A 15,129-nucleotide genomic window follows, 5' to 3' on the forward strand; every position below is an offset into this window, starting at 1 on the left:
GAGGTGGGGGAGCATGTTCCGAAACTCCGCTTCATTCTCCGCCCCGCGTGAGTGGGAACTGTCCGCTCCACAGCGAATCGCAGGGGTCCGCAAAAGTGGTAGCCGCTAGGCAGCTCGGGCAGGTTGCGGTCCTGTTTCCTGCGATTCACTGCTCCGCTAAGCTGGGTTCCGCAGGCGCTCCGTTTCGAAACATGCCCTCCAGCGTGGCAGAAGCTTTTGTAAAGATAATAAAATTGAAAAAACTAGTATCGTCATACTTTTATCTTCTATCCTTTCGACTTTTTGCAATCGCTACGTGAGGAAGGGAAGAGAGGGTCGGGCGGAGTCTTTGTCACACCTGCTGAGGTGGAGCTTCCAAAAACGGGACACGCTTGTCGCGCAACCTCTACGTATGAATATGCTTCCTCGAAACTTTTGGGCGACGTACAGGTTTTGGAAGCGGATCCGGACAGTAAACACTTCCTTGCGGGTGTGGCAAGAACGCAGCACCGCCCTCTCTTCCCTTCCCCCACCACGATGATTGCACAATAATACACAAAGGCTCCGCCAAAAGCAGGCGGAGCCAGTTTTTTTTCACAAATTATCGGACCACAAGCACAGGACACTTTGCATAGTGCAGGACTTTTCCGCTGACACTGCCGAGGAATACGGAGGATACCAAGCCGTGTCCTTGACTGCCGAGCACGATCAGATCGCAGCCGTCCTCTTCGGCTTTTGCGCAAATCACTTCTGCAGGATTTCCGACTTCGGTCAAATACGTAACGCGGTTTTTATCGGGGAATCGCTGCCAAGCTGAGAAGGCAGGTGTCTCTTCAGCCGGGGAGATAAACACCTCTTGATAGGCTCCGGTCGCATAAGCGGTTCCCACGGTTAACGCACTCATCGGCTGCTGGACAAACAGGATGGTGATCATGGTCTCGGAAGATTCGGTAATGGCGTTTATTGCATAATCAACTGCTTTTTCTGAGAGTTCGGATCCGTCTACGGCAAGCAAGATGTTTTTGAACATAGGTCAATCGCTCCATTCGATTTCGATTTACCAGCTAGGCAATTTTCTTATGAATCGGAGTCACCGGTGTTTTCGGTGGGGTACGGTGAAACAGCCGATCATAGAAGGGATAGAGATAACGGTCCAGACCGAAGTACCCGGCATTGCGGCCGCCGATCAGGATAAACAAGGTGAGCATGATCATCCAGGGATTGCTCGATACTGTTCCGGCGTATAGAAAGGCGAAGTTCATCACGACCCCGAAGAAGCCGGCTGCCGTTGTCAGACATCCCAGGATCAGGCCCAATCCAACCAGAAATTCTCCATAAGGGATGACGAAGTTGATCAGATCGATGTTTGGCAGCGCAAAGCTTTTCAAAAATGCGGTGTATGTTGGATAGATGATTTCATTGTGACTGACTACAGGGTTTGCAACGGCCTTTTCCAAAAATCCGCCTGCGCTAAATCCTTCGCCTGTGAGCTTGCCCCAACCGGCAGACATCCACTCCCAACCGAGGTAAAGCCGAGCGAGAAGCAGGAGGACAGAAGCGTATACGTTCTTTCTAAGCCATTCTACAAACATAACGGTCACCACCATTGGTTGATTGGGATGGGGAATCTGGTTCCTCTTCCCACCTTTATTGTAAGTCGCGGCTAGATGCGCAGATGTGATGAAGATCACTAGTTTGTGAAAAGTTTCTCATTATTTGCGAGTAGGAGCTATGATATACTGATGGGAAAGAATTGATGGACACGAGGATTGAATGATGATGATGACAAAATGGAAAATCGGCACACGCATTATCAAGACGGCTGTAGGGGTTGCGCTCTCCGTCTTTCTGGCGCAGTGGGCTGGCCTACAATTTTATACGATGGCAGGGGTCCTGACGATGCTTTGCATCCAGGTAACGAGGAAGAAATCGCTGCAAACATCAGGCAAGCGGATAGGCGCCTGCTTTCTCGGGCTGCTGCTGAGCTTCTTCTTGTTTGACTGGATAGGCTATCATCCGGCTACCTTGTTTTTGACGGTAATCATTCTGCTGCCGCTGCTGGTCAAGCTTCGTCTGCAGGACGGGGTCACGACAAGCATGGTGGTCATTCTGCAAATCTATACCCAAAAGGAGTTCACCATTCCGCTCTTTCTGAATGAAATGGGACTGGTCGGCATCGGGGTAGGGGTCGCGCTGTTGATGAATCTGTATATGCCAAAGCGTGAAAATCAAATGTCAGCCGTACAGCAAAAGCTGGAAAGCAATTTTGCCTTAATCCTGCGGGAGTTCGCCGTGTATTTGCGGCGGGGGGAAAGCGAGTGGGATGGCAGGGAAATGCTGGAGACCGCGGAACTGTTGGAACAAATGGAAACGATGGCGATCCAAAACATGGAGAACCAGCTTTTTCGCAAGGATGATGACTATTACAGGACGTATTCTATGCGGGCCAAGCAATTCGAGCTGCTGGAAGCCATGCTGCCCATCATCTCGTCGCTTTATGAACAAGTACCGCATGCGGAGCGATTGGCGAACTTCTTGGATAAGCTGAGTGAGCAAATCTATGACGATGAACACGCATACGTTCTGCTCGAGGAATTACGCGAGATGAGAAAGATGCACAAGACGCAGCCGCTGCCGGTTACCAGGGCGGAGTTTGAGACGAGAGCCTCTCTGTATCATTTATTTAACGAGATGGAGCATTTTTTGATGCTTTATCGAGAGGGGAAGCTACAGCAGAGAGCGGTGTAAAGCCGCAGGATCAGCTGATGAAAAAAGGCAACCGATGCTTCTTCGGTTGCCTTATTTTTTAGGCAAGGACAGCTGCCGCTAGGACCAAGCTTCCCCGCAGAACATGTATGGCTTCTGCAAATCCCCCTGCAAAAGGGACTTGTTCCCGTTAAAAACTGAACCTTTTCCTAACTGAGCGCCAATATAGGGTGAAAGAACGTTTAGGAGGGCCCTCAATGACAGACCAGGAGCTTCAAACTTGGATCAAGCAAGCGATCGCCGGCGATCAAACCGCTTTTTCCGCCTTATATGAACTGACGCTGGATGATGTATACCGTACTGTCGCGTTCTTGGTAAACAACAAGCAGGATGTGCACGACGTGGTGAGTGAGGTCTATATCCAGCTGTGGAACTCACTGCCCAGCTACGATCCCGGCAGACCCTTTCATTTTTGGCTTCATGGCTTGGTCGTCCGGCAGGCGAGCAACTGGAAGAGGCGCATTTGGCGCGGATTCCGTCTTCTTGAACGCACGCGTCTTCAAGAAGAGGGAGCTGCCGTTTCCATCGATGAGGAGATCCTGCGGGAAGAGACTGCCGGCGAATTGGTCGTATGCATCAGCAAGCTTTCGTATAAGCTTCGCGTCGTCGTCGTGTACCGCTATTTTCACGAATACAGCCTGGAGCAGATCGCGGCTTTGCTAGACATTCCTGTAGGAACGGTAAAATCACGGCTGCACCTGGCGCTGAAAGAGATTCGCAAGCACTACGAGCCATTTCTCAAAGGAAAGGTGGAGGCGCAAGATGCCTATTGAAGAGCAAATTCGACCGGAAATGAAAAAAGCAGCGGGATCCATGGAGGTCCCTCGTGATCTGGATGAGCGCATTCGTAGCTCCATCCAAGGCATGACCCGGCCTGCAAAGCTGGCAGGCACAGTGGGAAACAAGCGCCGTCTCGTGGCAGGGGTCATTGCTGCGACCTTGCTGATTCCAACGGGGGTATTCGCCGGCTCGTATTTGGCCGATCAGATTTTTGGCTCCATGGAGAATGTACAAAAGCACGGAGGATCGGCAGCGGAGTATGAAAAGTTGGAAGCAAAGCTGCAGCAGGCGAAGGAAGTGTTGGGGGAGCAAGAATATAGCGAGTTTGCTGACAAACTCCAACGTTTTGCCGAGCTCCAATTGCGGATAACCGATACGGAAGGCGTGGTGCATCCGGAAAGACTCCAGGGGGAGGAAAAGAGGCAGTATGAGCAAGTAATGCAGGAACTCGCTCCGTATTTTGAGAAGCTCAACCAGACAGCTTCTGTGGAAGAGGAGCTGGAAAAGCTGACGCTGGAGGAAGCGAAGAAGCGCGTCTCCTTCCCGTTCCGGCATCCGCGCTATGTGCCGGAAGGGTATGTGCTGCAGCGAGGGGAAGGAAGCGTGTGGAAGGGAGTGGAAAATCAAGCTCCCGCCATCACCTTGGAGTATCAAAAGGGAAGCGCCAGCATTCTCGTCACCTATGTACAGCTGGACAGCGACAGCAAGCCCAGCATGCCACAAGCATACAGCAAGGAGACCGAGTATACGCTGGATGGATATGTCGCGCAGTATGGCGAAGAAGGAAAGAATGGGCGAAATGGTTTGCAAATCACGGTGCCGCGCAGGGGGGAACAGAGCGCTTATGCCGTCTATGCTTTTGGCCCGATAGAAAAAGGAGAATTAGAGAAAATCGCTCTCTCGGTAGTAAAAGAGAAAGAATAAGACTTGCAAAAAGAAGGCACAGTCTAGTAACAGACTGTGCCTTGATCAGCTATAGCTTTGTAGAGGATTCCATATACTGGATCAGCAGACGAGACAGCGCGTCTGCTTTTTTTTCTGCTTGTTCGGCGGATGAGTCAACCGCGCTGACGTACAGCTTGATTTTCGGTTCGGTTCCCGAAGGTCGCAGGGCAAACCAGCTGCCGTCAACCAGCATGTATTTCAATACGTTGGAGGTAGGAAGCCCCTCGATGCCTTGCTGATAATCTTTGATTTCCACGACCGCAAGAGAGGCGACATGCGGCAGCGGATTTTGGCGGAGTGTCTCCATCATGCGAGAGATCGCCGCTACGCCTTCCTTGCCCTTGCAAGTGACCGAATGCTGGCGGTCGCAATAATAACCGAAGCGTTCTTGAAGGAGAGACAGGGCATTCTCGAGCGTTTGCGCCTGATCTTTATAGAAAGCGGCCATCTCGGATAAGAGTAAGGCAGCTTGGATCGCATCTTTGTCGCGAACAAAATCCCCAATCAGATAACCATAGCTCTCCTCATAGCCGAAAAGGAAGGTATGAGAGCCTGATACGGTGCTGCGTTCGATCTTTTCAGCAATGTATTTGAATCCGGTCAATGTATCGATCATCGTGACACCGTATGCTTGTGCGATCGATCGGCCCAGCTCGGAGCTGACGATTGTTTTGATCGCAAGTCCGTTATCAGGCAGCGTACCTTGGGCAGATCGTTGCTCCAGCAGGTAATGAAGCAGCAGCGCCCCCATCTGGTTGCCCGTCAACATCCGATAGCTGCCATCCTCCGTACGTACCGCCATTCCCACCCGATCGGCATCTGGGTCCGTGCCAAGCACGATGTCGGCTCCTGTCTGTTGGGCCAGCCGGATCGCAAGCGTGAATGCCTGAGCTTCCTCCGGATTTGGCGAAGAGACCGTGGAGAAGTTCGGGTCTGGAGCGGCTTGCTCTTCGACGATATGAACCTGGTCAAAACCTGCACCGCGCAGCGCTTGGGATACTGGGACCAGGCCAGTTCCGTGCAGGGGTGTGTAGACGATGCGCAACTGTTCCTTCGCTTTGGCAAGTCCCGCAGGCTGCAATAAAAGTGTGGACAGCTGTGCTTGATAGGCATCATCGATTTCAGCTCCAAGCATCTGGATCAGTCCGCGCGATATCCCTTCCTCCAGGGACAGGGCTGGCAGTGACAATTCGTCTTCGATGGCGGCGATTTTTTGCCAGATTTGATCCGCAGTATCCTCAGAGATTTGCCCGCCCGTCGCTTGATAGACTTTGTAGCCGTTGTATTCCGGCGGATTGTGGCTCGCGGTAATCACGATCCCACCTGCCGCTTGCAGATGGCGGACAGCAAAGGAGAGCATCGGCGTTGGCCGAAGCTCATTGAACAGATAAGCCTTGATCCCGCAGGCAGCAAGCACGCCAGCCGCTTCTTGGGCGAATTCGCGGGACAGGTGGCGGGAATCATAGGCAATCGCGACGCCTTTGGTCCGATTGGCTTCCCCGGTTTCGAGCAGGTAGCGGGCAAAGCCATGGGTCGCACGGCGAATGGTGTACAGATTCATCCGATTGGTCCCGGCCCCAAGGACACCGCGCAGTCCGGCCGTGCCAAATTGCAGATGTGTATAAAAGCGATCCTCGATTTCCGCTTCATTCTGTAGAGCGAGAAGTTCTTCTTTTAAAGCAGGCTGTAAATCGGGATGGTTTTTCCAATGCTCATAGACAGCGAGATAGTTGCTCACAAATGATACCTCCTGAAATTTTCGCCGAGGGATTTACAAATACATAATGGCATACTATGATGAAGGCAAGATAGATAATTAAATTAATTAATTTAGTTCTGACATACCCATTATACATGCTTGAAGGAGGCGTGACAATTGGCAGAGCTTCGTTATAATCCACTGCTGGGTGACTGGACGATGGTGGCTTCCCACCGCCAGCATCGCCCGACAATGCCAAAAGATTTTTGTCCATTTTGCCCAGGTTCGGGAAAGGTGCCTGACGACTACACCGTATTCGCCTACAATAATGATTTCCCGGCTTTGATGCCAGAGCCGCCAGAGCCAGATCCGGTCGGGTCCGAGCTGTATCGCACGGAAAAAGCGTACGGAAAATGCGAAGTGATCCTGTATTCACCGAACCATACGGCGACACTGCCCGAGCTGTCCGTGCCGCATATCGAAAAGCTGATCGATTTGTGGACGGAGCGCTTTGTCGAGCTGGAAAAAGAGCCGCGCCACAAATACGTGATGATCTTTGAAAACCGCGGCGAAGAGTGCGGGGTCACCATGCCGCACCCGCACGGACAAATTTACGCCTATTCGCAAATGCCGCTCAAGATTCAGACCGAGCTGAACAATTGCAAGCATCATCATGAGCAAAAAGGAACCTGCCTCATCTGTGACATGAATCGCGAGGAGAAGGAGTTTGCACAGCGCGTCATCTATGAAAATGACGACTTCATCGCATACATTCCGTTCTTCACGGATTACCCATACGGACTGTTCATCACCAGCAAACGCCACTTGACCGCGCTGAGCGATTTTACGGAAAGAGAGAAGCATTCTCTGGCGGATATGCTGAAACAAATGACAGGAGCGATGGATACGCTGTTTGACCGTCTGTTCCCTTACATGATGGTCATCCACCAGCGCCCGGTGAACTCCGAGAGCGTAGAGGAGTACTACCACTTCCATATCGAGTTCTATACACCGCTGCGGGAACCGAACAAGATCAAATACTACGCTTCCTCCGAAATGGGCGCATGGGCTGCATGCAATCCGCACGCAGTAGAAGAGACATCCGGCAAACTGCGGGAAGCGCATCAACGATATTTGGCAAAGCAAAATGGCTAAGCGAGGGATGGAGAATGGGATACTTTGAGCAGTACACAGGCTCCGGCGGCGAAGATTTTCGCGTGTTCTTTGCGCCGGGACGCGTCAATTTGATTGGGGAGCATACCGATTATACAGGAGGCTATGTGTTTCCGGCGGCGCTGAGCTACGGGACATGGCTGGGCGTTCGTCCGCGTACAGATGGGCGGTTCCGCTTTTTCTCCACTTCCTTTGACAAGCAGGTGGACATCGGAGCCGATGAGCTGGCTTATTCAGCAGAAGATGGCTGGAGCAATTATCCGAAGGGTGTGCTGTGGATGCTGCAGCAGGAAGGCCATGCGTTTCCTGGCTATGACTTCGTCTTCCACGGCAACATTCCGAACGGGGCAGGCCTTTCCTCCTCTGCCTCCATTTCGATGGTGACCGCTTTGGCTTTGCGTGATTTGGGTCAATTGCCGCTCACGACGATTGACTTGGTCAAGCTGACCCAGCGCATGGAAAATCAGTACATGGGCGTCAGCTGCGGGATCATGGATCAGTTTGCGGTGGGCATGGGCAAAGCGGGGCAAGCGATGCTCTTGCGCTGCGAGACACTCGAGTATGAGTATGTGCCGCTCGAGCTGGGGGACTATTCGCTGGTGATCATCAATAGCAATAAACGTAGAGAGCTGGCGGATTCCAAATACAACGAACGGGTAGCGGAATGCGCGACCGGATTTGCCCAGCTGCAAAAACAGCTGCCGCACGTCCCGAATCTGGGGAATGTGAATGCCGCGGATTGGGAGCGTTTTCAGGAGGAAGTCACCGATCCCGTGATCCGCAAACGTCTGGAGCATGTGATCCGTGAAAACGACCGGGTGAAGCGTTCTGCCGAGTCGCTCCGTCAGGGAGACTTGCTGGCATTTGGCGATTACATGCGCCGGTCGCACGAGTCATTGCGCGACCTGTACGAGGTGACAGGCAAAGAGCTGGATGCGCTGGTGGAAGCCGCATGGAAGGCGGAAGGATGCATCGGGGCGCGCATGACCGGAGCGGGCTTTGGCGGCTGTACCGTCAATCTGGTTCACCGCGATCAGGTAGACGCGTTCAAACGCGCTGTGGAAGAGGAGTATCGTGGGAAAACAGGCTTGCATCCCGATTTTTATCATTGCGAGATTGGCGATGGGGCGCGAGAGATCGAACGGGGGGTAGAACCATGTCCATTTTGGTAACCGGAGGAGCAGGCTACGTCGGCAGTCATACCGTAGCTGAATTGTTGGCACACGGGGAGGAAGTCATCGTACTGGATAACCTGCGCACAGGGCATACCGGTGCGGTGCTGGCGAGTGCGTTTTATCAGGGAGATATTCGCGATGAAGCGCTCCTGGATCAGATTTTCACCAACCATGACATCGAGGCGGTCATTCACTTCGCAGCCAGCTCGCTTGTAGGCGAATCGGTGCAAATGCCGTTGAAATACTATGACAACAATGTAGGTTCCGCGCAAAAGCTGCTGGCAGCCATGGAGAAGCACGGCGTGAAGAAAATCGTCTTTTCTTCCACAGCAGCGACCTATGGCGAGCCAAAACGGGTGCCGATTCAGGAGGATGACCCGACCGAGCCGACCAGCCCGTATGGCGAAACCAAGCTGGCGATTGAAAAAATGCTGAAGTGGTGCGATGTCGCTTATGGAATCAAATCGGTCTCCCTGCGCTATTTCAATGTGGCGGGGGCCCATCCGGACGGAAAGATCGGGGAGGATCACCAGCCGGAAAGCCATCTGATTCCGATCGTACTGCAGGTAGCGCTCGGACAGCGAGAGCATATCGCGATCTTCGGCGATGATTTCCCGACCGAGGATGGCACGTGCATCCGCGATTACATCCACGTGATGGATCTGGCACAGGCGCATTATCTCGCCGTAGAGCATCTGCGCAAGGGCGGAGCGACGGAAGTCTTCAATCTGGGCAACGGCAGCGGCTTCTCTGTGAAGCAGGTCATTGAAAAAGCGCGTGAAGTGACCGGACACCCGATCCCTGTGAAAGTAGCCGAGCGCCGTGCAGGCGACCCTGCGATCCTGATCGCCTCCAATGAAAAGGCGAAGCGGGTATTGGGCTGGAAGCCGCAACACGAAGACCTTGGCACCATCATCGAGAGTGCCTGGAAATGGCATTCGGCTCATCCAAACGGTTATGCGGGCGAAGGGAGCGAGGCAAAATGAGCAGACGTGCAGTAATGGAAACTCGTGTGGCGAAGATACGTGCATTTATTCAGGAAAAAGGGCTGGACGGGGTGCTGCTGCGCAAACGCCGCAATTTTTCCTGGCTTTCCGGAGGCGGCCATGCCCATATCGTCTTATCCTCGGATCTGGCAGTAGCGGATCTGTTGATCATGCCCGATCAGGTGTACGCCGTGACGAGTCAAATGGAAGCAAGACGGATTCAGGAAGAGGAGCTGGCCGAGCTGGACTGCACATGGGTCACCCCGGAGTGGATCGACGGGACCGAGAGCAGCCTTCAGGAGCTGTGCGGTGATAAGCGGATCGGCTGCGATGTGATCCCGTCTACTGTCGGGTTGGCAAATGGAATCGACCTGACTACGGAGATTGCCGAACTCACCTATGTGCTGGATAATGGAGATCAGGCGCGGTATCGCGCACTGGCCCAAGATGCGGCCAAAGCCTTGGAAAAAACATGCCGCGAGATTCAGCCGGGCATGAGCGAATATGAGATGCAGGCGCTGCTTGCGGCCAATGTCATCAAAAGCGAATTGGTTCCTCACGTAATGCTGATCGCGACCGATGAACGAATCTTTCAATATCGTCACCCGATTCCTACTTCGAAAAAGCTGGAGCGCTATGCGATGGTGGTGCTTTGTGCGGAACGGGGCGGCCTGATCGCCAATGCGACCCGATTCGTGCACTTTGGCGAGCTTCCGGACCAGTTGAAAGAAAACCGGGAAAAGCTCGCGCAGATTGACTTGGCGATGAATCTGGCGACAAGACCGGGAGTGGCGATCAAGGACGTATTTGCCCGCGGAATGGAAGCCTATAAGGAAGTCGGCTATCCCGATGACTGGCGTTTCCTGCATCAAGGTGGGCCTACCGGCTATGCGACGCGCGAGTTTATCGTCACCCCGACAAGTCCGGGCGTGGTTCAGCTTGGTCAGGCATTCGCCTGGAATCCGGCGATTCGCGGCGTAAAGTCAGAGGATACCATCCTGGTAGGACCAGAAGAGAATGAATTTTTGACCCATACAGGGGAATGGACGTACTTGAGCGTGAAGAGCGGGGAGCGCACGTATCTTCGTCCGGATATCTTGATACGCTAGGAGACTGATGATGGCGCAAGAATTTGAAACAGGAAGTTTTCATCGGATGAAATCCCTGAACAAGTCAACAATCCTCAATGTGATTCGGCTGCAGGGCCCGATTTCCCGAGCTGAGATCGCCAAGCTGACGAAGCTGACGCCCCCGACTGTGACCAATATTGTCGGAGAGCTGTTGGAGTCGGGACTGGTAGTGGAAAGCGAGCTGGGCGAATCATCCGGTGGGAGAAAGCCGATTATGCTGCGCATCGATTCCGCACGCTATACGGTGATCGGCATTTACGCCGGGGCAAAGCGGGTGCGAGGCATCATGTCCACCTTGGACGGACAGGTGGTCCTGCATGGAGAAGAACGGATACCAGTGGAGCCGGACGCACAGACCTTCCTCGGGATCCTTCATAGCGTCATCCGCAAGCTGATCGAACAAACCGATCCTGCTGTCCATACCGTGCTCGGCATCGGTATCGGGATGCATGGTCTGGTCGATCCGCATCAGGGCATTTCCATCTTTGCGCCGAATCTGAATCTGCGCAATCTTCACGTCAAGGAAAGTGTGGAAAAGGAATTTGCACTGCCGGTGGAAGTAGACAACGACGTACGCGCTTTGGCACTGGGGGAAAGCTGGTTTGGCCAGGGCAAGGGCTTGGCCAATTTCATCTGCGTCAACGTGGGGACAGGGGTAGGTGCCGGGATTTATCTGGAGGGGAAACTCTTTCAAGGGGCCTCCTACACAGCGGGCGAGATGGGACATACCACGATCGATGTGCACGGTCCAAAATGCAGCTGCGGCAACTATGGCTGTCTGGAGGCGATTGTCTCCGGTCCCGCGATCGCTTTGCGAGCGAAGCAGGCGATCGCGGAGGGCAGGGAAACCTTGTTGGCCCAGTGGCAGGAATCCGGCGAAACCATCACCGGCGAATTGGTGTATCGGGCGGCGATGCGAGGCGACGAGCTATCCAAAGAGCTGCTAGCCCGAACAGGCGAATACTTGGGAGTCGGACTCGCCAATCTGATCAACACCCTGAACCCTTCTCGAATCATTGTCAGCGGCGGTGTCTCCAAAGCAGGCGGGCTAGTGCTGGAGCCGCTGCAAAAGACGGTTGCTGCACGCTCGCTGCAGTCCTCTGCCGAAGCTGTCACCATCGTTACCAGCCAACTGGGTGAGCATGCCATGGCGATCGGAGCGGTTACGCTGTTTCTGGAGAAAATGTTTACTCCGGCGGGAGCAGCGGAAATTTCATAAAGGTTAGTTGGGGGCATTATCAGCGGTCATTCCTTTGCGGGATTTGCGTATGGTAATGCCTTTTTCTTTTAGAGAGAGGCCTTGGTGCAAGGGTAACCATTTCTTTTTTCATACGTATAAGACATTGACTGACCGTATGCGTATCTAACTGGCAGGATGGAGGAGAAAGGATTGTTGATCAGGCGATATCATGAAGCGGACATTGATCCCATTGTCACTTTATTTTATGAGACCGTACATACCGTCAACAAGAAAGACTATTCGGAAGAACAACTCCATGCATGGGCTTCACGAGAAGAGGAGAAGCAAAAGCGAGAGAGTTGGATGAAATCTTTGCGTGAAAATCTCTCTTTTGTCGCTGAAATTGATGGTCAAATCGTTGGTTTTTCTGATATGAATCGGCAAGGATACCTAGACAGATTATTTGTACATAAAGATTATCAAGGGCAAGGGATTGCTTCCGCTTTGGTGAGCAGGCTAGAATCCGAAGCCGCAAAATTGCAAATCCATGAAATTGACACGGATGCCAGCATCACCGCGAAACCCTTTTTTGAAGCGAAAGGATACAGCGCCATCAGGTCCCAAATCGTTGAGCGCAATGGGACGCAGCTCATGAATTACAGGATGAAGAAACGGCTAAATGAAGGGATTCAATAGTTGAATAGCGCTAGACAAGAATGCAGGCAGCCAAGGACATGATTATCATTCCAAGAGGCTGCCATTATTTGTGTTGATCTATTTCCTAGATTAACTGGAAAGGCCCATTCATAAGCTCTCTGGACAAAAGCAGCTGCATTCGGGGAATGGCTTTTCTGATTAATCCGCTATTTACACTCGGAATTAAATGAGGTAAAGTATGTAATCATTTGTAAAAATCAGATAAATGAGGTGGACAGATGTCAAACGACTTGATTCAAGCCATCACTTTATTAAAAGGGAAGGAATGGGTGGATCTGACCCATACATTCGGCCCGGAATCTCCCCACTTTTCAGCATTCGATGCTGCGGAATTTACGACCTTGTTTACCCATGATGATGGCTTTTTTGCGCAAAAATTCTCTTTCCCCGGACAATATGGAACTCATCTGGACGCACCCATTCATTTTGTTCGCAATAAAAGATACCTGGACGAAATCGACCTGAAAGAGCTGGTATTGCCGCTTGTCGTCATCGACAAATCAAAAGAGGCTGCGGAAAATCATGACTTCTCTTTATCGGTGGAGGATATCTTGCAATTCGAAGCTGAGCACGGCCCAATCGAAAAAGGATCATTCGTTGCCCTGCGCACGGATTGGAGCAAGCGTTGGCCAGATGTGGAAGCCTTCAATAACAAGGATGCGGAAGGCAATAACCATGCTCCCGGCTGGTCGCTTGCCGCTTTGAAATTTTTATTTGAACAGCGGCAAATCAAAGCGATTGGCCATGAAACGTTTGATACGGATGCGAGCATCGACTATCAAAAAAACGGAGCACTGCTAGGAGAATATTATGTACTTGAGCAGGATACCTATCAGGTTGAACTGCTTACAAACTTGGACAAGGTACCGCCAACAGGTGCGATCATCGTGAATATCGTTCCGAAGCCGGAAAAGGCATCTGGTTTTCCCGTACGGTCGTTTGCGATTCTTCCTTGATCTGACATACGGTTCTCTCATGATTTGCATGGAAATGGCAGCGACCACGCATTCGTTTGCGTGGTCGCATATGTTATCTGTCAAATAAGCAGTGGCATGTTTACCTCGCTTTCCTTCTCCAATGAAAGCGACGCCAATCCAGTTCTTGGTCATTTATGGGTTTTGCTTTGGGCAGTTTGAACTTTCCGTCCTGCCACAGCTGAAAAAGATAGATGATAACCGCAAAACCGACCATCATAGCAACAATAGCTATAGTAGGCAAAGTCGATTCACTCGAAACAAGCCCCATCCGTTGCCATACCGGGTAAACGATGTACATAAATAACCCGTCCAAAAGTATATTGACAGTCAAATACATCCAAAATTTTCCGAAAGTAAAATGGAACATCCAAATAACGATAACCAAATATGCTCCATACACCCAAGGAACCGGGACGACTTTATCCCACCCGAACAGGCTGGAACCTGACTCTTTCCACCATCCGTAATGGTAAGCTGCTTGATAGGCTAAGGTATGAATAACGGTCATAAACAGAGCGACTGGCATGTACCTGCGTACAGTATCCATTTTCAAAAAAGATAAGGACGCCCAAGGCAATAGCAAGAGTGACCAGAGAATAATCTGTTTCATGTCCTTAATACCCCACATTAAAATTTATGTGTAGTGTTACTCCCGGTTCCTATTTATATTCGATTCATTAACGGACGAAAGCACAATAAAACAGCGACAGGCTAAGCTTCATTTTCGAGTCCGTATAGGATTAACAACCTCGGCTAATATTGTCCTGTGACAAGTGGCGCACAACCGAGTTCCTCAATGACTTGATCGTGCGTGATCACGTATTCGCTTGGCCACTCTATCTGCGAGCGAAGGGCAAAATACAGCTGGTTGTCTGGCGGTGGGGAAGGGACACTAAGCTCCTCCTCCTGAAAAGACACGTCTGCAAAGCCCCAGCGCTCGATCAATCGTTTGGTAAAAACGGCGTCGGATACAATATCCTCCGTTGCCAGATGAAAGGTGCCAGACCGCTCTTCGTCCATGAGCCAGCGGATCTGTTTGGCCAGCATCGTATCGGTGTTGATCGTTCTCAGGAGGTTATTGTAGATGACGATCGGCTCACGATTTTGGATTTTTTCCAACAGCCCCTTGATTCGCGGTGAACTGATCCCGTATATCGCCGGGATCCGTACAATGGTGAGGGCATCGCCCAATGTTGTACGCATGACCTGCTCGCACGCCAGCTTGTATTGTCCGTAATCCGTAGCCGCAGCGGGAGGATCCTGCTCGGTGACCGGAGCATCAAAGCAAGCATCGTACACATTGGTGGTGGAGCAAAAAATCATACGGCCGCCATTCGCTTTCAAGTAATCCGCCACGCGCTCGTGAAACACCATCTGGTCCGCGTACTCTCCATGCAGGGAAAGGACGGTGTAATCGGGTTTTACCTCTTCCAAGAATGATTGTAAAGCTTCAAGGTGTTCCAAGGACAGCTGCTTGGTTCGTTCCTCAGGCACATGATTCGGTTTACGCGTCAGATAGGTGCCGTACACCTCGTATCCTCGCACGGCCAATTCCTTTGCCAACGCGCCGCCAATGGTGCCGCTTGCCCCAAAAATAATCACTTTTTTCATCCAATAGACCT

15 protein-coding genes are annotated in these 15,129 nt (G+C 51.9%); 10 read left to right on the plus strand and 5 right to left on the minus strand.

Translation table 11 applies throughout. The features are described from left to right. Positions 1-580: 580 nt before the first annotated feature. On the minus strand, positions 581-1,009 hold the full coding sequence (locus EIZ37_RS01585) for a universal stress protein (protein WP_134682787.1): 429 nt from the start codon (positions 1,007-1,009) through the stop codon (positions 581-583). A gap of 34 nt (positions 1,010-1,043) precedes the next feature. Then, positions 1,044-1,571 carry a DoxX family membrane protein gene (locus EIZ37_RS01590; protein WP_134682788.1) on the minus strand — a complete coding sequence of 176 codons (528 nt, stop codon included), beginning with the start codon at positions 1,569-1,571 and terminating at the stop codon, positions 1,044-1,046. 181 nt (positions 1,572-1,752) lie between these two features. Here EIZ37_RS01590 and EIZ37_RS01595 point away from each other — a divergent pair, with 181 nt between their 5' ends. The 3 genes from EIZ37_RS01595 to EIZ37_RS01605 all read left to right on the plus strand — a co-directional run bounded on the left by EIZ37_RS01595 (position 1,753) and on the right by EIZ37_RS01605 (position 4,449). After that, positions 1,753-2,727, plus strand: a complete 975-nt coding sequence (locus EIZ37_RS01595) for an aromatic acid exporter family protein (RefSeq protein ID WP_134682789.1) — start codon at positions 1,753-1,755, stop codon at positions 2,725-2,727. 215 nt (positions 2,728-2,942) lie between these two features. After that, positions 2,943-3,518 carry a sigma-70 family RNA polymerase sigma factor gene (locus tag EIZ37_RS01600; protein ID WP_134682790.1) on the plus strand — a complete coding sequence of 192 codons (576 nt, stop codon included), beginning with the start codon at positions 2,943-2,945 and terminating at the stop codon, positions 3,516-3,518. Then, positions 3,508-4,449 (plus strand): DUF3600 domain-containing protein, encoded by a 942-nt coding sequence (locus EIZ37_RS01605; RefSeq protein WP_134682791.1) that lies wholly within the window; start codon positions 3,508-3,510, stop codon positions 4,447-4,449. The genes EIZ37_RS01600 and EIZ37_RS01605 overlap by 11 nt, the downstream gene beginning before the upstream one ends. A 49-nt stretch (positions 4,450-4,498) precedes the next feature. On the opposite strand, the gene EIZ37_RS01610 is transcribed toward EIZ37_RS01605, so the two are convergent. Then, entirely contained in the window at positions 4,499-6,208 is a 1,710-nt protein-coding gene (locus tag EIZ37_RS01610) for a phospho-sugar mutase (protein ID WP_134682792.1), read from the minus strand. 138 nt (positions 6,209-6,346) lie between these two features. Here EIZ37_RS01610 and galT point away from each other — a divergent pair, with 138 nt between their 5' ends. From galT to EIZ37_RS01645, 7 genes are all read left to right on the plus strand, one after another. Beyond that, positions 6,347-7,324, plus strand: coding sequence for a galactose-1-phosphate uridylyltransferase (galT, locus tag EIZ37_RS01615; RefSeq protein WP_134682793.1), 978 nt, complete (start codon positions 6,347-6,349; stop codon positions 7,322-7,324). Between the two features lie 14 nt (positions 7,325-7,338). Continuing rightward, positions 7,339-8,514: a galactokinase gene (locus EIZ37_RS01620; protein ID WP_134682794.1), complete on the plus strand. Its 1,176-nt coding sequence runs from the start codon at positions 7,339-7,341 to the stop codon at positions 8,512-8,514. After that, positions 8,499-9,503, plus strand: a complete 1,005-nt coding sequence (gene galE / locus EIZ37_RS01625; protein ID WP_134682795.1) for a UDP-glucose 4-epimerase GalE — start codon at positions 8,499-8,501, stop codon at positions 9,501-9,503. Before EIZ37_RS01620 ends, galE begins: the two co-directional genes overlap by 16 nt. Then, positions 9,500-10,612, plus strand: coding sequence for a M24 family metallopeptidase (locus tag EIZ37_RS01630; protein ID WP_205683762.1), 1,113 nt, complete (start codon positions 9,500-9,502; stop codon positions 10,610-10,612). Before galE ends, EIZ37_RS01630 begins: the two co-directional genes overlap by 4 nt. Positions 10,613-10,622: 10 nt before the next feature. Next, positions 10,623-11,852 carry an ROK family transcriptional regulator gene (locus tag EIZ37_RS01635; protein ID WP_134682796.1) on the plus strand — a complete coding sequence of 410 codons (1,230 nt, stop codon included), beginning with the start codon at positions 10,623-10,625 and terminating at the stop codon, positions 11,850-11,852. 171 nt (positions 11,853-12,023) lie between these two features. Next, a complete protein-coding gene (locus EIZ37_RS01640) occupies positions 12,024-12,509 on the plus strand; it encodes a GNAT family N-acetyltransferase (protein WP_134682797.1) in 486 nt (161 codons plus the stop codon). Between the two features lie 239 nt (positions 12,510-12,748). Next, positions 12,749-13,486 carry a cyclase family protein gene (locus EIZ37_RS01645; protein WP_134682798.1) on the plus strand — a complete coding sequence of 246 codons (738 nt, stop codon included), beginning with the start codon at positions 12,749-12,751 and terminating at the stop codon, positions 13,484-13,486. A gap of 100 nt (positions 13,487-13,586) precedes the next feature. Here EIZ37_RS01645 and EIZ37_RS01650 read toward each other — a convergent pair whose 3' ends face one another. After that, a complete protein-coding gene (locus EIZ37_RS01650) occupies positions 13,587-14,117 on the minus strand; it encodes a hypothetical protein (protein ID WP_235827859.1) in 531 nt (176 codons plus the stop codon). Positions 14,118-14,260: 143 nt separating this feature from the next. Next, entirely contained in the window at positions 14,261-15,118 is an 858-nt protein-coding gene (locus EIZ37_RS01655; protein ID WP_134682799.1) for a sugar nucleotide-binding protein, read from the minus strand. Positions 15,119-15,129 lie beyond the last annotated feature (11 nt).

The sequence above is a fragment of the Brevibacillus migulae genome (assembly GCF_004521915.1).
Lineage (GTDB): Bacteria > Bacillota > Bacilli > Brevibacillales > Brevibacillaceae > Brevibacillus_F > Brevibacillus_F migulae.